This window comes from uncultured Cytophaga sp. (assembly GCF_937863595.1).
In the GTDB taxonomy this organism is placed as follows: domain Bacteria; phylum Bacteroidota; class Bacteroidia; order Cytophagales; family Cytophagaceae; genus Cytophaga.
Genome location: NZ_CALMGQ010000084.1, coordinates 13,941 through 33,305 on the forward strand (window position 1 = coordinate 13,941; position 19,365 = coordinate 33,305).

Sequence of the window (19,365 nt, forward strand, 5' to 3'; positions counted from 1 at the left end):
TTGTGGATTACAATCAAGTCATTCAATTTTTATATACCCAATATCCCGCGTTTGAAAGACAGGGAGGTTTAGCATATAAGCCAGGCTTAGAAAATGTATTGGGCATCTCTGCTGCATGCAACAATCCGCATCTCAAATTCAAATCCATTCATATAGCCGGTACCAATGGTAAAGGTAGTAGCGCAAGTATGTTGTCTGCTATTTTACAAAAAGCTGGATATAAAGTAGGACTCTATACATCCCCACATATTCATAGTTTTACAGAACGGATTCGTATAAATGGAATTGAAATACCTAGGTCTGAAGTAGTAGATTTTGTAACAAAAAACACTTCCATTTTCGATACCTTCAAACCTTCTTTTTTTGAAATAACAACCATATTGGCATTTCATTGGTTTGCCAAACAAGAAGTTGATATAGCAATTATTGAAACAGGCATGGGCGGAAGATTGGATGCTACCAATATTATTCACCCAGAGATTTGCCTAATCACAAATGTAAGTTTAGATCATACACAATTTTTAGGTTCTACAATTGAAGAGATAGCAAAAGAAAAAGCTGGAATCATTAAACAAAATACGCCAATTGTACTCTCTGAATTTCAATCAGAAATTAATACTATCTATAAGTCTCAAGCTGCTCAATTACAAGCACCATTGATTGAAGCATCTAGTGATTATACTATTGAATCAACTGCACATAATGAACGAGCATTTGAATTGAATATAATAAAGAATGCGACACAAGAAGTGCATGCTCTACGCTTAGATTTAGGAGGGGAGTATCAAATTAAGAATTGTTTGGGTGTACTTAGTGTTATTGATGTGTTGAACTCAAAAGGCTGGAATATCTCTCCTGAATCAATAGTAGATGGGTTGGCACATGTACAAGTGCTTTCTGGTTTTAAAGGACGTTGGCAAATAATACAAAACAATCCATTGATAATATTAGATGCCGCACACAACGAAGCCGGCATGAATCTATCGATGCAACAATTGATTCGATTAAATAAAAAAACACATATCGTTATTGGTATGGTAAAAGATAAAGATGTGTCAACTGTTTTATCATTTTTACCTATAGATGCGAGTTATTATTTTTGTCAGTCGAGTAATCCACGTGCAATGACAGCAAGGGAATTACAAGAATTGGCAATAAAACATGGATTGCAAGGACTTGCAATTATGGATGTAAATGAAGCCTTAGCTCAAGCTAAAAAAGAATCCCATACGGATGATGTTATTTGGGTGGGTGGAAGTCTATATGTATTAGGAGAATTAGCATTGAATTAACACAATGGCACGTAAAAAATTAATGCGTTTCAAATGGAACGATGAAGTACACAATCTTTTTCAGCCAGAAAAAGATAATTATAAATTTTACAAAGGTAAGTGGAACGAATATTTTACAAATTCGAATCCAATCGTATTAGAAGTTGGTTGTGGAAGAGCTGAATACACAACGGGTTTAGCGGCACTCAATCCAAATATCAATTATATTGGATTAGATATTAAAGGCGCTCGTTTGTGGAAAGGGAGTTCATTGTCTATTGAAACAGGTCTTACCAATACTGCATTCATTCGTACTAAACTTCAAAATCTAGAAGAGTTTTTTGAACCCAATGAAGTAGATGGCATTTGGATTACATTTCCAGATCCGAAACCGAGGGAAGGCGAGGCGAAGCTTAGATTGTCAGGCTTACGATTTATGAATATATATAGACGAATGATGCCTAAAGGAGGGAAGGTTTTTTTCAAAACAGACAATAGGATATTGTTTGATCATACATTAGAAGTGCTAACAAATCCTGATTTGAAAATTGCGAATCTTATCTTTACACATGACTTATATAATTCAGAGATGTTGTCTGAACACCATGATATTCAAACGACCTATGAAAAAACATATTTGAAACAGGGCGTGTTAATCAATTATTTACGGTTTGATTTCTTGCCGATATAATTATAAAAGCATACTAATAAATCGATTAAAAAGCATTAAAGTTAGATATTCAATAATTGCGTTGTTTCAAGAACAAATACTCAGAAAATATCCGTATTTTTGATAAAATCCCCTAATATATGTCGGTGTTGGTAAAAGATTTGGTTAAAGTATATGGAACACAGCATGCTGTGGATGGAATATCTTTTACAGCCAATAAAGGACAAATTACTGGTTTTTTAGGTCCGAATGGCGCTGGTAAATCTACCACCATGAAGATTGCCACTTGCTTTATTCCTCCTACAGAAGGTACAATTGAAGTGTGTGGCTATGATGTCATTGCCAATCCACTTGAAGTTCGACGTCAAATCGGATATTTACCCGAACATAATCCTTTGTATTTGGATATGTATGTGCAGGAATATTTAAAATTTACCGGGGGACTTTACGGCATGAAAGGTACGATGTTACAAAAGCGCATCAGTGACATGATTGATTTGTGTGGCTTGCATGTTGAACAATACAAAAAAATAGGTGCTTTATCTAAAGGTTTTCGTCAACGTGTTGGGCTCGCTCAAGCATTGTTACATGACCCACAAGTTTTGATTTTAGATGAACCTACAACAGGTTTGGATCCCAATCAGATCCTAGAAATTAGAAAAGTTATTAAAACGATTGCTAAAGATAAAACGGTTATTTTTTCAACGCACATCATGCAAGAAGTACAAGCATTGTGTGACCAAGTAATCATTATCAATAAAGGCAAAATCGTAGCAGATAAATCCATTTCAGAAATACGTAATTTGAATGCCTCTGTAAAAATCATTCGATTGGAATTTACAGAGCAAGTCGATATATACCAATTTTCTTCTTTTGAATTTGTTTCAGAAGTAAAGCATGTGCAAGGAAACGTATATGAATTGTTTGTTACGACTGAAGCCGATACAAGACCAATCATATTTAAAGCCTGCGCTGAAAAAGGTTGGACGTTAATAGAAATGAAAGTGGAAGAACAATCCTTAGAAAATATTTTCAGAGAACTAACTTCCGTAAAATAACACATCGTATGTTAACCATCTTTCGAAAAGAAATTGCTGTATTTTTAAATTCATTGATTGCCTATTTGGTCGTATTGGTATTCTTGACGTTTATAGGTGTTTTCATGTGGTTGCTGCCAGAGACTAGTATATTGGATTATGGATATGCAGAATTGGATACACTATTTTCTTACGGTCCATTAGCATTCTTATTATTAATTCCTGCCATTACCATGCGTTCCTTTGCAGAAGAGAAAAAAGATGGTACAATAGAATTGTTACTTACGAAACCAATTAGTGATTGGTCTTTATTAATGGGAAAATATTTATCCGCATGCGCCTTGGTTGCATTTTCCTTGATACCTACAATCTTGTATTATATATCAGTTTATTCTTTAGGGAAACCCGTCGGCAACATCGATTCTGCAGCCGTAGCATCTTCGTACATTGGTTTGTTTTTATTGGGCTGTGTATTTACATCTGCGGGTATTTTTGCATCCGCAATAAGTACCAATCAAATTGTGTCATTTATACTCGCATTGATTTTGTGCTATGTTACTTATAATGGATTTAACCATCTTGCAAGTTTAGACTTATGGAAAGGTTCTTCAGTTTCATTATTACCTTTGGGATTAGATTATCATTACAATGCACTCAGTAAAGGTGTAGTGGATTCAAGAAATGTCTGTTACTTTTTAACAGTAATTGGCATCATGCTTTTATCTACACGATTGGTTTTAGGAAGTAGAAAGTGGTAAATACGGTGAAGAAAATAAACGATATACTTGAATATATATTAGTGATTGCCATTTTGGTATTCGCTAATATAATTTTGTCTGAAAATTTCTTTCGATTAGATTTTACGCAAGACAAACGTTACTCCATTTCCCCTGTTACTCAAAAAGTTCTAAGCTATCTGGATGGTGATGTATATGTGGAGATATTTTTGGATGGGGATTTAAGTCCCGATTATGAACGCTTAAAAAAATCAATCAAAGAAAAGTTAGATCAATTTAAAGCATATTCAAATACCAAATTAGAATATCGTTTTATAAATCCATCTGCGGAAGAAGATAAACAATTACGAGAAAGAGGATTTAGATTGATCGCTCAAAGAGGATTGCAACCAAAGTATTTCTTAGAAGAGAAAAATGGAAACAAAACGGAGAAGTTTATTTTTCCTGGTGCCATCGTTAGTTATAAGCAAAATGAAACCCCTGTTCAATTTTTAAAAGGAAATAAAGTCCAATCCGATGAAGAACAGCTCAACCAAGCAGTAGAAGGAGTAGAATTTGAATTGTTAAAAGCAATTCGTAAACTAAGTATTAAAGAATACAAAACGATTGCTATCATAGATGGACATGGCGAACCGTCGAAAGAAAATCTAGAAGATATTACGAATAGTTTAAATGAATTTTATGCTGTTAAACGCGTTCGATTAGATAGTTTAACTGCTTTAAAAGGAGTGGATTTAGCTATGGTTATTGGACCTAAAACCGAATATACTGAAAAGGAGAAATTTATTCTTGATCAATTTGTTGTTTCTGGTGGTAAAGCTTTTTTTGCTTACGATGCGATTGATATTCGAAAAGATAGTTTGAAAAATGGAGAAACATTTGGTCTAAGTAAAAGTCTAAATTTAGATGATCTATTGTTTAAGTACGGTGTTCGAATGAATCAATCTGTGGTTGAAGATTTGAACTGTGCTAAAACCGTTATACAAACAGGTTTGAATGGAGAAATGCAAGCCATCAACTTTCCGTATTACCCAATCGTGTATCAATTTGGTACACATCCAATTGTTAAAAATATGGACGCTATCGTTTTTCGATTTGCGGGCTCAATAGACACGGTTAAAGCTGTAGGTATTAAGAAAACCATACTTATTCAGACATCCCCTCAATCAAAAGAAATACAAGTTCCTTTTCAAATCGACTTAGATGAACTGAAAAAAGATCCAGTTACAGAATCGTTCTCTGGTGGAAGTAAACCTTTGGTGTGTTTATTAGAGGGAGAATTTACTTCGTTGTATAAAAGCAAACCCTTGCCTGTTGAAGGAGCTATGCTTTCACAAAATCTAAAACCATCAAAAATAATTGTTTGTGCAGATGTAGATTTAATTCGTAATGAATACGATTCGAAACGCAACATGCCGGTGCCACTAGGTTATGATAGAGACATGCGTTACATTTTTTCGAATAAAGAATTTGTAATGAATGCAGTTGATTACTTAATGGAAGAAGAACTATTATTGGTTCGTGAAAAAGAAGTAGTCCTTCGTCCTTTAGATGCGCAGAAAATTAAAAATGATAAAAAGTTTTGGCAAGTATTAAATATTCTTGTTCCAATACTTTTAGTTATACTTTATGGTATTGGTCGCTATGTTTGGCGTAAAAAGAAATACGGAACACCACGTACGAATTAATTTAATATGCTTAAAGGAATTACTACTCGCGTAAAAATATTATTTGTTATAGCTATTGTGACAGGCTTCTGGGCCTTGTATACTTCTATAAGTAAAGACCACTTTGGTAAACCTGTATACAATGATTTTATCGCAATTGATACGAGTGATATTACTAAAGTTTCTTTTACGGTAAAAGGTGAGACGCATTACGTTGCACCTAAGACAAGCACTACTTGGTTTATAGATTCTAAGTATGAAGTGCGCAGAGACATTGTAACAACGATGAAATTAGGTTTAGCGCGCATGGAAGTTAAAATGCCTGTATCTACTGAGCTTAGAGATAAGATTAAAAAACAATTGCTTCGAGAAGGTGTTGAGGTAGAAGTAAAAACAGAAGAGAATACCGTTTCGTTTTGGATTATAACAAACGAAAATGATAAGAATAGTTCGTATTATTTAAGTTCAAAAGATGCCGAACCGTATATCATTTATGTTCCTGGGTTTACAGGAGATTTATCGGATTTATTCAAATTAAAAGCGGGCGATTGGAGAAATAAAGCACTCTATCGTAATTCGATTGGGAGCATTCAAGAGATTGAATTAAATTATGCTTCTGCACCAGATGATGGATTTAAAATTGAAAAGAATTTGGGTAATTACCATGTTGTCAACATGAAAAGTGCTGATTCAACAAAGTTATACACCTATTTAAGTGCATTCCAACGCATTAATGTTGAAAATTACCTAGTAGATAAGGAACGAGATTCTGTGGATTATTTGTTGAAAAGCCAAAATCCAGAAGTAACCTTAACATTGATTGACATTGATAAAACACAGTCAAAAACGATACAGATCTATAAAGCTTTACCGGGAACAAAATCATTATATGCGAAAATTGTGGATAACGGAGAGTTGGTAACGTTAAATCCTGAGCTTATTTATAAGTTATTGGTACGAAAACAGTGGTTTATGGATAAGTAAGCTACTTTTCTTTAGAATATTCGTTCACAATTATTTAATTTTACAATACTATTTTTGGTTTAATCTAAAAACTTTCAAGAATGAAATTTGTCGTTTCTTCAAATGCTTTACTAAAGCAATTAACCGCTATAAATGGCGTCATTACAACAAATCCTGTTGTACCTATTCTAGAAAATTTTCTTTTTGAAATAGGAGACGGTATGCTTATCGTTTCAGCTTCTGATTTGCAAACTTCTATGATTACTGAAATAGCTGTTGAGGCTAAAGCAAAAGGTAGCATAGCTGTTCCTGCAAAGATTTTATTGGATACATTGAAAAACTTACCAGAGCAACCTGTAACGTTTACAATTGATCCTGAAACATACAGCATCGAAATTAGCTCTGACAACGGTCGTTATAAATTGTCTGGCGAAAACGCTACCGATTTCCCAAAAGTACCTGGTGTAAAAAACGGATACAGCGTTGATATTTCTACAGACATATTAAATCGTGCTATTTCTTCTACCATTTTTGCTGCTAGCAACGATGAATTAAAGCCGGCAATGACGGGTGTTTACCTTTCCTTGACGGAATCGAATGCAACGTTTGTAGCTACAGACGGACATCGTTTAATTCGTTACAGACGTACAGATATTGTTTCTGAAATGTCTAATACATTGATTATTCCTAAAAAGGCATTGAATTTATTGAAATCTTCATTGCCTTCAGAAAATACAAATGTTAAAATTGAATATAATGCTTCAAATGCATTTTTCAGCTTTAACAACATTAAAATGATTTGTCGTTTGATTGATGAGCGTTTTCCTGATTACGAAAATGCAATTCCAGTTGAAAATCCAAATGTTCTTACCATTGCAAGAACAGATATGATGAATTCATTAAAACGTATTTCTATCTATGCAAATAAGACGACACATCAAGTTCGTTTAAAATTAGCAGGTAGCGAATTACAAATTTCTGCAGAAGATTTAGATTTCTCAAACGAAGCAAACGAACGTTTGTCTTGCGAATTTGAAGGTCAAGATATGGAAATAGGATTCAATGCGAAGTTTTTAGTTGAGATGTTAAGTAATTTAGATACACCTCAAATCTCTATGCACTTTTCTGCACCAAACAGAGCGGGTATCATTACTCCAGCAGAGAAAGATGAACACGAAGATATATTAATGCTTGTTATGCCTGTAATGTTAAATAGCTACGCATAAGGATGCATTCAAAATAAGTATTGAAATCCCGGTTATGAAAATAATCGGGATTTTTAATTTAAGGTGAAATAATATTTTCTAATAAGCAACGGTAGCGTTATTTGGTAATACATCCATCTACAGCCTCTCGCACCAGTCTTTGAATGGAGTGTTTTATTAGGCAGTCTTTGACTGCAATTAAATAAAATAGTCAAAGATTACTAACAAAAAATAGATATTTGTGCCGCTTAGCTAAACACTATTATCGCTACATTGGCTTCGATTAAGAGTAGCGCAAGAAAATTCATAATTCAATGCCGTTTAGTTAAGACCGACCCCAGTCGGGGTCGAATATTTATAGTAAAATAATATCCAATAGATAGATACGCGGAATCCCGAAGGGATTGATCGCTTTTATACCTTGAATAACATGCTCCCTTCGGGAGCGCGTATATGTTTATTGTGTTGTTTGTGCTATAAAGATATGACCCCGACTGGGGTCAGTGCTGAAATAGAAAGCGTATATGTTCGGTATAAAACCAAAACTATTTGCGTATACATAGTACTTCTAGCAGGTTACAACAATCATTAACTAAACGACATTGACTCATATTTCATAACTCATAATTAATTCAAATGTCCAAGGCATCCTTCTACATCGAACATTTAAATCTACTCGCACATCCCGAAGGTGGACATTATAAAGAAACATATCGTTCAGTTTCTGAAATTGAAACAAGTGATACTGAAAAAAGGAATACTGCGACTTCTATCTTTTTTTTATTGCACAGCGAAGAAAGATCACATTTGCATCGAATCAAATCAGATGAACAATGGTATTATCACGATGGCGATGTATTGGAAATTATTGTACTTCATCAAGAAGAACTCACGGTTCAAAAATTAGGACGGGATCTGCAAAATGGCGAAGTGTTGCATTATACTGTGCCAGCAGGAGCGTGGTTTGGTTCACGTGTGCTAAACAAAAAAGGTTTTGTATTGGTAAGTTGTGTCGTAGCTCCCGGTTTTGATTTCAAAGATTTTGAATTGGCCACATACAAAAAAATAAGCCGAGAGTTCTCGGCTTATGATTCAATATTAAAAGAGATGTGTATTAGTTAGATTCAGCTTCAGGATTTGCTTTCAAAATCTCTACATCATCCACAACATATTTGCTATCTCCAATCCAAAATAGTTTCCAAAATTTTTGGTGGTAGTGTACTTTAACGCGATGTCCATTTAATAAGGCATTTTCTAACTTCAATAATAATGTTGGGTCGTTTTTAATAGAGAAGTACCAAATATTATTGATTACACCACTACCATCAGCATCTCCTGCATTGCCACTGCTATTAATAACTGTAGCCGTATACATTTCACCTTCATTTGTTTTGAAAATAATACCTTTCTTGGCAACCTTAGTTAATGCGCCAGCTCTATATCCATCTCCATAAGAACCAAACATCATAAATGCTAAGAATAAAATTAGCATTAAAAGGAGTATACCAACAACTTTTTTAAAAGTACCCATGGAGTGTAGATTAGTTTAAACGTTTAATTTTTGCACCTAAAGCATTTAAACGATCATCGATATTTTGGTATCCACGATCTATTTGCTCAATGTTATGAATGGTAGATTTTCCTTGTGCAGACATGGCTGCAATTAGTAATGAAACACCTGCGCGAATATCTGGAGAAAACATAGAGATTCCTCTTAATGGTACTTGTTTGCCAAGACCAATAACAGTTGCTCTATGTGGATCACACAATATTATTTGCGCACCCATATCAATCAACTTATCTACGAAGAACAAACGACTTTCAAACATTTTTTGATGTATCAATACTGATCCGCGTGCTTGGGTTGCAACAACCAATACTATACTTAATAAGTCAGGAGTGAAGCCTGGCCAAATTTGATCGGCAACAGTTAAAATAGAACCATCAATAAATGTATCTATTTCATAATATTCTTGTTCGGGAACAAAAATATCATCTCCTCTAAATTCTAATTTAATACCTAAGCGTTGAAAAACGGAAGGGATTAAACCTAGCATATCTATTCTACAATTTTTGATTGTAATTTCAGAACCCGTCATTGCTGCCAGACCAATAAAACTGCCAATCTCAATCATATCAGGAAGGATTGTGTGTTCTGTTCCTCCTAAATAATCAACACCTTCAATCTTCAATAAATTAGATCCGATACCACTAATTTTTGCACCCATGCGGTTAAGCATTGCACACAATTGTTGTAAATAGGGTTCACATGCTGCATTGTAAATCGTTGTTTCACCTTTTGCCATTACAGCAGCTAATACAACATTTGCTGTACCTGTTACGGATGCTTCGTCTAATAACATGTAGCAACCTTTCAATTCGGCTGCATGTATATTATAAAAGCTATCGTTTGAATCGTAATCAAAAGATGCACCTAATTTTTGCAATCCAATGAAGTGTGTATCCAATCGTCTTCTACCAATTTTATCTCCACCTGGCTTTGGCATTTTAGCTTTCCCAAAACGAGCTAAAAGCGGTCCAATGATCATAATAGAACCACGTAAGGCAGACGCTTTCTTTTTAAATTCTTCTGTATCTAAAAAATCAAGATTAATGTCTTTAGACTCAAAACGATAAGAGGAAGAGGTGATTTTTGTTACCAATACACCCATGTCGTTTAACAACTCTATGAGTTTATTGACGTCAATAATGTTGGGTACATTATGAATAACAATGGGTTCAGGAGATATTAAAACAGCACAAAGTATTTGTAATGCTTCATTCTTCGCACCTTGTGGAGTAATATCACCACGTAATTTTGTTCCACCTGTAATTTCAAAAGATGCCATTAGTTTCTTCTTCTTGGTTTATTTTGTTGATATCTACTTGCGCTAGTACTATTGCCATTGCCAGCATTCGAATAGCCACTGCTATTTGAATTAGTTCTGCGTGAATGCATATTCGTTCTTGTGCTTGAAGAATTTGATGGGATTCGGCTATCTGCAACCACGCCACCAACAGTATCAAACAAACGTTCTGCTTTTACCTTCGCAATATCGATGTGTAATTTTTTCTTAGATAATTCAATCAAATGTTCAACGATAACTTCGTCTTCTACATTTTCTTTATTCCATGTACTGTACAAGCGCTTCATTAAACGACCGATATAGATAATTGTATCTTCTTTTTCAGGGCCATCTTCTTTCAACACGGCTTGATCAATAAGTAAATTGATGTTTTTACCGTAATGCTTGTATCGAAGATTGTTATGGTTGTATGGAACGCGTTCTGGTTTTTTACCAAGCACTGCTATGTCAGGCATTGGGTGAGGCGTATCAACATCTAATTTAAAATTAGACATGATAAAAAGATGATCCCAAAGTTTTGTTGTTTGTTCATCCAAATCTCTTGCGCCTGGATTTAATTGGCGCATCAATTCAACACAGGTATTAGCATATTTGGTACGCTGATCTCTATCTTCAACTTTTAAAATCCAGTCTACAATTTTTTGTATGTTTTTACCGTATTCTTTTAATACAATGCCCGTACCCGGTTCTCCTGTTATTAATGTCATTTTTTTAGTATTAATGCCTCAAGTTAACTAAGATTCGTGAATTCTCAGTTTCGCGAAGCTAAGAATTAATGTTTTTTCTCCTAAATCTTTAAAATCAATCACCGCTTTACGGTCTGTACCATTCGATTGTATGTCTTTTACCGTTCCAAAGCCAAATTTGGGGTGTTCTACCTTCATTCCAGTCGTTAGGTTGCTGGTATCACTTGGCTTGAAATCTGGAGAAGGAGTATAAGCAGGAGCAGCTTTTGCTCTTAACTGAACCGGTGGACCTGCTTTAGGTTTGATACCAACAAAAGCGGGGGATTGTTCTTGAGCATTAATGGAATTTGCTGTAATACTTGTCATTTGCAAATGCCTCGGATCAATTTCCTCTAAGAATCTACTCGGGGCACAACTCTTTAATTGTCCGAATCGATAACGAGAGGTTGCAAAACTTAAGGTAAGTCGCTTTTCCGCACGCGTAATGGCAACATAAAACAATCTGCGTTCTTCCTCTAAATCTGCTCTGCTATTCAGCATCATTGCAGAAGGGAACAAATCTTCTTCGATACCAACAACAAATACTTGATTAAACTCCAAGCCTTTTGCAGAGTGTATCGTCATTAAGGTTACGTAATCTTTATCTTCTTTCTCGTTTTCAGTATCCGTTAATAAGGATATTTCTTGTAAATACGTACCGAGTGATTTGTCTTCTTGATCTGGACGATCAACAAATTCTTTAATACCATTTAATAATGCTTGAACGTTTTCATAACGTGCAATCCCTTCAACCGTTTTGTCTTCGTATAATTCTTTTAATAAACCCGATTGTTTCGCAATTTCGTTTGCAGCCTCAAATGCATCTTTATTATTTGCTAAAACTTTATACGACTTAATTAAATCGACAAATCCTTCAAATAAGGTTACAAGTCTGCCCGTCATTACACTTTTTGCATTGCAAAGAATATCCCATACACTTGTGCCTTGTTCATCTGCAATAACAAAAATTTTAGCGATGGTTGTATCACCGATACCACGTTTGGGGAAATTTACAATTCTCCTGAAGCTTTGTTCGTCTTGATCGTTCATTACAAAACGCAAGTAGGCGAGTACATCTTTTATTTCTTTACGTTGATAGAAAGACATGCCTCCAACCACTTTGTAATGGATGTTTAGCTTACGAAGCGATTCTTCAAAACTTCTAGATTGAGAGTTTGTTCTATATAAAATTGCGAAATCATTGTTCCGCAATTGTAAATTCATTTTATTTTCAAAAATAGTTTGTGCAACGATTCGACCTTCTTCATTATCACTTGCAGCTCTATATACATTTATTTTTTCGCCAGATTCATTCGATGTCCACACATCTTTCTTTAACTGTGCTTTATTTTTTGTGATAACATTGTTTGCCGCTTCAACAATGGTTTTAGTCGAACGATAATTTTGTTCTAATTTAATAACCTTTAGCTCAGAGTAATCTTTTTCAAAATTTAAAATATTCTGAATGTCTGCTCCTCTGAATGCATAGATACTTTGTGCATCATCACCAACAACACAGATGTTACGATTCATCGCAGCTAATTTTTTGGTAATGTTGTACTGCGCAATATTGGTATCTTGAAACTCATCCACCATGATGTATTTAAAACGGTGTTGGTATTTATTCAAGGCATCTGGATGGTCGTTGAAAAGCTTATAAGTATAAAATAATAAGTCATCAAAATCCATTGCTCCTGCACGAATCAAACGTTCTTGGTAGGTTTTGTAAATTTTACCCATTTCAGGGCGGAGTGCTGCACGATCGTCTGCAATAAAGTTCGGGTTATTTAAATATTCCGTATAGGAAACCAATCTGTTTTTAGCAGCACTAATTCTATTGTAAACGGTATTCGGCTTATATACTTTATCATCTAAGCCTTGTTCTTTTAGAATTGTACGCAACATCGATTTCGAATCCTCTGTATCGTAAATCGTAAAATTACTTGGAAAACCAATGCGACTTGCTTCAACACGGAGTATTTTAGAAAATACAGAGTGAAACGTACCCATCATTACGTTTTTAGCTTCATTGCCGCAAACTGCCTGAATACGTTTCTGCATTTCTTTTGCAGCTTTATTCGTAAAAGTTAAGGATAATATATTGAATGGTTCAACACCTTTTCGGATTAAATGAGCTATACGATAGGTAAGTACACGGGTTTTTCCAGATCCTGCACCAGCTATAATCATTACAGGCCCTTCGGTTTGTTCTACCGCTTGACGTTGTACTTCATTTAATGAATCTAAGTAACTCATTTATTTGACATTATTTTATACCTTAAATTTACAATTTAATCCCCTTTAAAACCATTATCTTTGTAGATAGAATAAATATGTTGATAAATTATAAAATTATATGATTTCTTTAGGGAATGCTGTTATCAGCGAAGACATAGTTGAGAAATTTTTTGTTTGTGATTTGCTTAAATGTAAAGGCGCTTGTTGTGTAGAAGGCGATATGGGCGCCCCATTGGATGTAGAAGAAGCACTTATTTTGGAAGAAATCTATCCTTTAGTAAAGCCTTATTTATCGAAAGATGGAATTAAAGCCATCGAAAAAGAAGGTACTTCTGTGACAGATGAAGAAGGCGAACCAGTAACTCCTACTATAGGGAATAATAGAGAGTGTGCCTATGCCATTTATGATCCCAAAGGCATTTTAAAATGTGGTATTGAACAAGCATATATTGAAGGGAAAGTTACATTTCAAAAACCGATATCTTGTCATTTGTATCCGATACGCATTACCAAATACGATGAATTTGATGCATTAAATTACGATCGTTGGAGTATTTGTAAGCCGGCGTGTTCGAATGGAAAAGCATTAGGGGTTCCCATTTATAAATTTTTAAAAGGCCCACTTATTCGTAAATATGGTGAATCATGGTACACTGAATTGTGCACTGTTATAGACACAAAGCAACAAGAATCATAATGGGTGTAGCTAAAGAATATTTTCAAGCACTTAAAAATCTCTTGAAAATTGAAATGAATGAAGATGCTAAAATCTACGAAGAAGAATTAGCAAAACAATCTGTCCAAGAGCGCAAAGAAGTTGGGATTACATGGTATCCACTTTTTATTAAATCAGAATACTATGGTTTTGCAGAACGCTTACATATTGAGGTAGAACGGAAATATGAATTTGATACTCCAAACCTTTTTTATTCGGGAGATAAAGTCCGTGTGTTTTCGAATCAACAACATAGCAATACAAAAGAAGATTTTGTAGATGGTTACATTACTGCATCTAGTGGAAATCAAGTGACCATTCAGTTGATGAAAGATGAAGCACCCGATTGGTTGTCAGATGGCAAAATCGGCATGGATAAAATGTTCGATAAACATAGTTATGAAACCATGTTGTCAAGCCTTGATTTCTGGGCTTCAGACGATGGGGTAAATAAAGATGCTCTTCGTTTACGAGATGTAATTTTAGGAGAAAAAAATCCATCGTTTAATACAAAAGAACATGTTACGGTTCCAGCTCTATTAGATGCATCTCAACAGAAAGCATGGTTGAAAGCCATACAAGCATCGGATGTTGCAGTGATACATGGACCTCCAGGAACTGGAAAAACAACTACGATTGTTGAAATTGTAAAGACATTGGTTGAAAAAGGGGAACGCGTATTGGTATGCGCATCGAGCAATGCAGCTGTAGATGTGTTAACCGAACGCATCGCTAAAAGCAATATTCCTGTGGTTCGATTGGGAAACCCTTCAAAAATTACAGAACAAAATTTACAATATTGTTTAGAGCGACAAGTGGTAAATCATCCACAATTTTCTTTGGTAAAAGAATTAAAGAAAAGAGCGGAAGAGTTTTTCAGAATGGCGAGCAAATACAAACGTAATTTTGACCAAGAAGAACGCGAACAACGTAAAGCAATTATAAAAGAAGCAAAAAACTTAAGAGGACAATCAGACGACCAATTGCATTTTTTACAAAAAAGTGTATTAGTTAAAAATCAGGTTGTGACATGTACTCCTGTAGTATCGATGCATAGGGAAGTGGGGAAAGAAAAGTTTGATACCCTTATTTTTGATGAAGCGGGTCAAACATTGGAACCCATGTGTTGGATTCCAATTCAAAAAGTAAAAAAAGTAATTTTAGTTGGAGATCATTTGCAGTTACCACCAACCGTAAAATCGGATGAAGCTGCTAAGAAAGGTTTGGTTATGAGTTTGCTTGAAAAGTTGATGCCCTTAGAAAGTATTTCTGAAATGCTTTCCATTCAGTATCGTATGAATGAAAAAATCATGCAGTTTCCTTCCAATTGGTTTTATGAAAATAAATTGACCGCACATGAAGGAAACAAGCATCATCAATTAGATGACAATGTAATTCAGTTTATTGATACTGCTGGTACGGGCTATGAAGAAGAATTACTTAAATCACCTTACGGTATTTGTAATACTCAAGAAGCTAATTTAGTCCTAACTATTTTAGAATCTATATTACTTGAATATCCTACGGAAAGCATCGGTATTATCAGTCCGTATAAATTGCAAGTACAATACATTCGAGATCAATTAAAAGAAAAGCATATCAATACCAGTACGATTCAAGTTCAAACGGTAGATGGCTTTCAAGGTCAAGAAAAAGATATTATTATCATTAGCTTAGTGCGCTCTAACGACAAGCAAGAAATTGGCTTCTTAAAAGATCTACGAAGAATGAATGTAGCGATTACACGCGCTCGGAAAAAGTTGATTGTTATTGGCGATTCATCCACATTATCTTCTTCAAAATTTTACACCAGTTTTCAAGAATACATTGAACAGCATAATGGGTATCATTCAGCGTGGGAATATATCACATAATTTTTTCAGGTGCTGAAATCTTCATTAATATGATTTAGATGATATATCGTTAGGAGTGATTTGAAAAGTAACAAAAATAAATTACGTTTCTTAGCTAAGCTATTGCGAAATTGCATTTAAAATAAAAACGGCCTCTAGTGAGGCCGTTTTTATTTTAAATGTTTCGAACTATTTATCTTATGATGGTTACTGAACCAGTTTGTTTGTAAGGTCCTTTATATTGTTCTCTACCTTCATACGTAACTATCCATGGATATGTACCAGATGGCATTGGTTCACCTAAGTACGTACCATCCCAAGTTTCATATTTATCTGTAGTAATAAATATAATTTCTCCCCATCTGTTAAATACCATTAATTTATAATTCTCTTCGTATTTACCATATCCTCTGAAATATCGATCTACACTTCCGACTACCCCAGGAGTAAACGCTGTAGGAACATCAATATGTGGTTTACAAATTAAGTATACCAACGTTTTATCTGAGATGGAGCAGTTGAATTGATTTGTAATTTTAACAGTATATATACTATCTAAATCTGGAGATACAACATTTATTTGTGTTGTTACACCATTGTTCCATTTATATGTGGTGTTGGCCTGCGCACCTGGGTTTAATGAAATAGATCCTCCATTATCTGGACAATACACATATCTATCAGGTAAGTCAGATGTAGGATAAGGCGAAAATCCGATAACGTTTACAGATGAATCTTTACATTGATCAACTGATAGGTATCCTTTATATGTTCCAACTGAAGATACAATTATGGTTGAATCTGTTGAGAAAGTAGCACCACCATCTTTCTTCCATTTATAGTTCAGTTGTAAAAACTGATTTAAATTCGGAATATTAGTTGGTACGGCTGTCAATTTTACTTTCAAACCTACACAAGATGTAGAATCTATGGAAACCATATTTGGTTTTGGTAAACCAATTACATAGACACTATCCACAGTTGTACAAGTTGTTGCCGGATTGGTAACGGTAATAGTATACTTGCTGGTATCAGTAGCTGATGTGATATTTATAGTATTACCTGATCCTGCAGGCGTTCCATTTAAACTCCAGTTGATTGTTGCAGTTGCAGGTATTGCACTAGCAGTTAATACACCCGGTCCACATGCAATGATATCGCTTGCTTTAACTGTAGGTACTGGATTTACGTGTACTTGTCCTTCTGCCTTACAATTAGCAAATGCGAATTGAACATTATAGATACCTGTATCAGGAACGATCAAGAACGTTTTATTTTGTCCTGTCATGATTTTTCCATTATCAAACCATTGATAAATACCAGGTACTATTGGTTGCGGAGAAGGGTTTGATTGAACCAACAGATTCTCGCTATAACACGCTGGGTTTGGAGTTAATGTAAACGTAGGCAAATCAAACGTTGTAATGTTAACTGTATCTCTAGAAATACAGCCTTTACCATCTGTTGCTAATAGAATACGACTCGTATTTGCAGTAACGATAAAGGTGTGTGATTTAGAATTTGGTGCTTGCACCTCTGTACCAGCAGCATCTGTCCAAGAATAACTCACCCCAGTTTTGGTATTATTTGCAGAAACCGTAACAGGTGCATTTATACAAGAATATTGATCTTGCCCAGCATTTGCAATTGGCAGCGGTTCAATTTTCAAGGTTGCAGAACTCGTTACATCTTTACATGTACCATAATTGGATGCCGTTAATGTAAGCGTAACCGAACCTGCAGCAATATCTGCAGCAGTAGGGTAATACGTAGCATTCAAGGTAGAACTATTCACAGCAAATACACCAGTACCAGTTGATGTCCAAGTATCTGAACCAGTCAATGCAAAGCCATTAACATTACCATTTAATTGTGCTCCTAAAACAGTTTCACAAATAATGGGTGCACCAGCAGTAACAATAGGAATAGGAGATATAAATATATCTATAGAGTCTGTTTGAGAACCACATACACCAGAATTAGTAGATGTTACATAGATCTTACCTTTTCCTGCAGCTGCATCTGCTTGAGAAACATTATAGACAACTGGGTTGCCAGATGCATTTGGTGTGAATGATCCAGTACCATTCGTTGTCCAATTTACTCCAGTAGCATTATATATATTTGATCTCACTTTTACGGTTCCAATATCAGCACAAATAGACTGGTCTGCCGAAGCAATGATTACAGGTATCGGTTGAATCGTAACTTTTAAGGTATCATATACTGGTTTACACAATCCCTGATTTGCAGATTTACCAAATATGTTAAATACTCTATTTGTAGTATCGGCATTTGAAAAGATATACTGATTTGCAAGAGTAGTTGTAGGATTCACAAATATTCCAGAACCAGATGAAGACCAATCAACACCTGTTGCCACAGTTGTTTGTGCCAATAACTCTACAAATTGATCGGCACAAACAATTTTGTCCGGCCCAATATTGATGGTTGGTATAGGAGTCAATCGAATGGTGAAGAAATCTGAATATCCATTACATACACCATTTCCTGTACTTGTTACTGTAACACCAATTTTACCTTTTTTTCTATCTAAATCAGAAGGAACATATACTGCGTTCACATCGGAAATACTTGGAGAGAAAGTACCAGTACCTGTAGTAGACCATTCTCCGCCTAACGCATTTGTAATGGATCGGGATAACGGAATATAAGCGGTATCCGCGCACAATGGTGGTATTGGAGCAATAACAACAATAGGTGCAGGAGTAATGGTTAATAACATATCATCATGATTTGGAGCACAAATACCAACATTTGTAGATGTTAATGTTATGATTAAGCTACCAGCATCAATATCCGATTGATCGGGTTTGAATGTAGGATTTAAATCTGTTGGACTTGGATAGAATCGACCTTTACCTGTACCACTTGTCCAAATACCGGTACCAGCAAAACCATCTACCTTACCATTCAGCGGGAAGAAGCCAGCATCTGCACAAGCAGTTTGATCAAAGCCAGCGTTAACTAAAGAAGAAGGAGATTGTAATATTGTAATACCAAAATACTGCTCAATTTCTTTACATGGATTTGAACCAACCGTACTTGCATAAATAATCACACCACCATTGGCTTCATCACTTAGCGAAGGCGAGTACACTGTTGGGCTACCCGTTGTTGTACTAAATGAACCTGTACCTGTTGTTTTCCAAATGAATGAAGATGTGTTGGTAACATTTGCGGTAGCAGTAATGGTATTTCCAGTACATATAGAATCATTCGGAACACTACCAGCTATGGTAGGTTTCGGATTCAACGTTATTTGTACTGTACTAGAATAATCTTTACAGGTACCATTACCTGTTGTTGTTAATGTAAGGGTTGTACTTCCAGTTGTTTTGTCTAAAGCAGAAGGTATATATTTTGCATTTACATTAGAAGCATTTGGAGTAAACG

Annotated in this window: 15 protein-coding genes; 10 read left to right on the plus strand and 5 right to left on the minus strand. The window is 35.1% G+C overall.

Going from position 1 to position 19,365, the window contains the following annotated elements; translation table 11 throughout:
• Positions 1-2 precede the first annotated feature (2 nt).
• The 8 genes from Q0543_RS07555 (at position 3) to Q0543_RS07590 (ending at position 8,672) form a co-directional block, all read left to right on the plus strand.
• Positions 3-1,292, plus strand: coding sequence for a folylpolyglutamate synthase/dihydrofolate synthase family protein (locus Q0543_RS07555; RefSeq protein WP_299250937.1), 1,290 nt, complete (start codon positions 3-5; stop codon positions 1,290-1,292).
• Positions 1,293-1,296: 4 nt separating this feature from the next.
• Entirely contained in the window at positions 1,297-1,962 is a 666-nt protein-coding gene (gene trmB / locus Q0543_RS07560) for a tRNA (guanosine(46)-N7)-methyltransferase TrmB (protein ID WP_299250939.1), read from the plus strand.
• Positions 1,963-2,081: 119 nt separating this feature from the next.
• Entirely contained in the window at positions 2,082-2,999 is a 918-nt protein-coding gene (gene gldA, locus Q0543_RS07565) for a gliding motility-associated ABC transporter ATP-binding subunit GldA (RefSeq protein ID WP_299250941.1), read from the plus strand.
• An 8-nt stretch (positions 3,000-3,007) separates the two neighbouring features.
• Positions 3,008-3,736 (plus strand): gliding motility-associated ABC transporter permease subunit GldF, encoded by a 729-nt coding sequence (gene gldF, locus Q0543_RS07570; protein ID WP_299250943.1) that lies wholly within the window; start codon positions 3,008-3,010, stop codon positions 3,734-3,736.
• Between the two features lie 5 nt (positions 3,737-3,741).
• A complete protein-coding gene (gene gldG / locus Q0543_RS07575; RefSeq protein ID WP_299250945.1) occupies positions 3,742-5,403 on the plus strand; it encodes a gliding motility-associated ABC transporter substrate-binding protein GldG in 1,662 nt (553 codons plus the stop codon).
• Positions 5,404-5,409: 6 nt separating this feature from the next.
• The gene (locus tag Q0543_RS07580) at positions 5,410-6,366 is read left to right on the plus strand and encodes a DUF4340 domain-containing protein (RefSeq protein WP_299250947.1); all 957 of its coding nucleotides are present in this window, start codon (positions 5,410-5,412) and stop codon (positions 6,364-6,366) included.
• Between the two features lie 80 nt (positions 6,367-6,446).
• The gene (gene dnaN, locus Q0543_RS07585; RefSeq protein WP_299250949.1) at positions 6,447-7,571 is read left to right on the plus strand and encodes a DNA polymerase III subunit beta; all 1,125 of its coding nucleotides are present in this window, start codon (positions 6,447-6,449) and stop codon (positions 7,569-7,571) included.
• Between the two features lie 615 nt (positions 7,572-8,186).
• Positions 8,187-8,672, plus strand: a complete 486-nt coding sequence (locus tag Q0543_RS07590; RefSeq protein ID WP_299250951.1) for a cupin domain-containing protein — start codon at positions 8,187-8,189, stop codon at positions 8,670-8,672.
• On the opposite strand, the gene Q0543_RS07595 is transcribed toward Q0543_RS07590, so the two are convergent.
• Genes Q0543_RS07595 through Q0543_RS07610 form a run of 4 tightly spaced genes read right to left on the minus strand, consistent with a single transcriptional unit; the run spans position 8,665 to position 13,398 of the window.
• The gene (locus Q0543_RS07595; protein WP_299250953.1) at positions 8,665-9,081 is read right to left on the minus strand and encodes a hypothetical protein; all 417 of its coding nucleotides are present in this window, start codon (positions 9,079-9,081) and stop codon (positions 8,665-8,667) included. The genes Q0543_RS07590 and Q0543_RS07595 overlap by 8 nt on opposite strands.
• A gap of 10 nt (positions 9,082-9,091) precedes the next feature.
• Positions 9,092-10,399, minus strand: coding sequence for a UDP-N-acetylglucosamine 1-carboxyvinyltransferase (gene murA, locus Q0543_RS07600; protein ID WP_299250955.1), 1,308 nt, complete (start codon positions 10,397-10,399; stop codon positions 9,092-9,094).
• Positions 10,399-11,124: a DUF4290 domain-containing protein gene (locus Q0543_RS07605; protein WP_299250957.1), complete on the minus strand. Its 726-nt coding sequence runs from the start codon at positions 11,122-11,124 to the stop codon at positions 10,399-10,401. The genes murA and Q0543_RS07605 overlap by 1 nt, the downstream gene beginning before the upstream one ends.
• A 27-nt stretch (positions 11,125-11,151) precedes the next feature.
• The gene (locus tag Q0543_RS07610) at positions 11,152-13,398 is read right to left on the minus strand and encodes an ATP-dependent helicase (RefSeq protein WP_299250959.1); all 2,247 of its coding nucleotides are present in this window, start codon (positions 13,396-13,398) and stop codon (positions 11,152-11,154) included.
• 100 nt (positions 13,399-13,498) lie between these two features.
• Here Q0543_RS07610 and Q0543_RS07615 point away from each other — a divergent pair, with 100 nt between their 5' ends.
• Together Q0543_RS07615 and Q0543_RS07620 are read left to right on the plus strand one after the other, a co-directional pair.
• Positions 13,499-14,077: a DUF3109 family protein gene (locus Q0543_RS07615; RefSeq protein ID WP_299250961.1), complete on the plus strand. Its 579-nt coding sequence runs from the start codon at positions 13,499-13,501 to the stop codon at positions 14,075-14,077.
• Positions 14,077-15,969: an AAA domain-containing protein gene (locus Q0543_RS07620; protein WP_299250963.1), complete on the plus strand. Its 1,893-nt coding sequence runs from the start codon at positions 14,077-14,079 to the stop codon at positions 15,967-15,969. Before Q0543_RS07615 ends, Q0543_RS07620 begins: the two co-directional genes overlap by 1 nt.
• Before the next feature lie 172 nt (positions 15,970-16,141).
• On the opposite strand, the gene Q0543_RS07625 is transcribed toward Q0543_RS07620, so the two are convergent.
• Positions 16,142-19,365 (minus strand): T9SS type B sorting domain-containing protein (locus Q0543_RS07625; protein WP_299250965.1); only part of this gene is annotated, 3,224 nt, incomplete at its 5' end.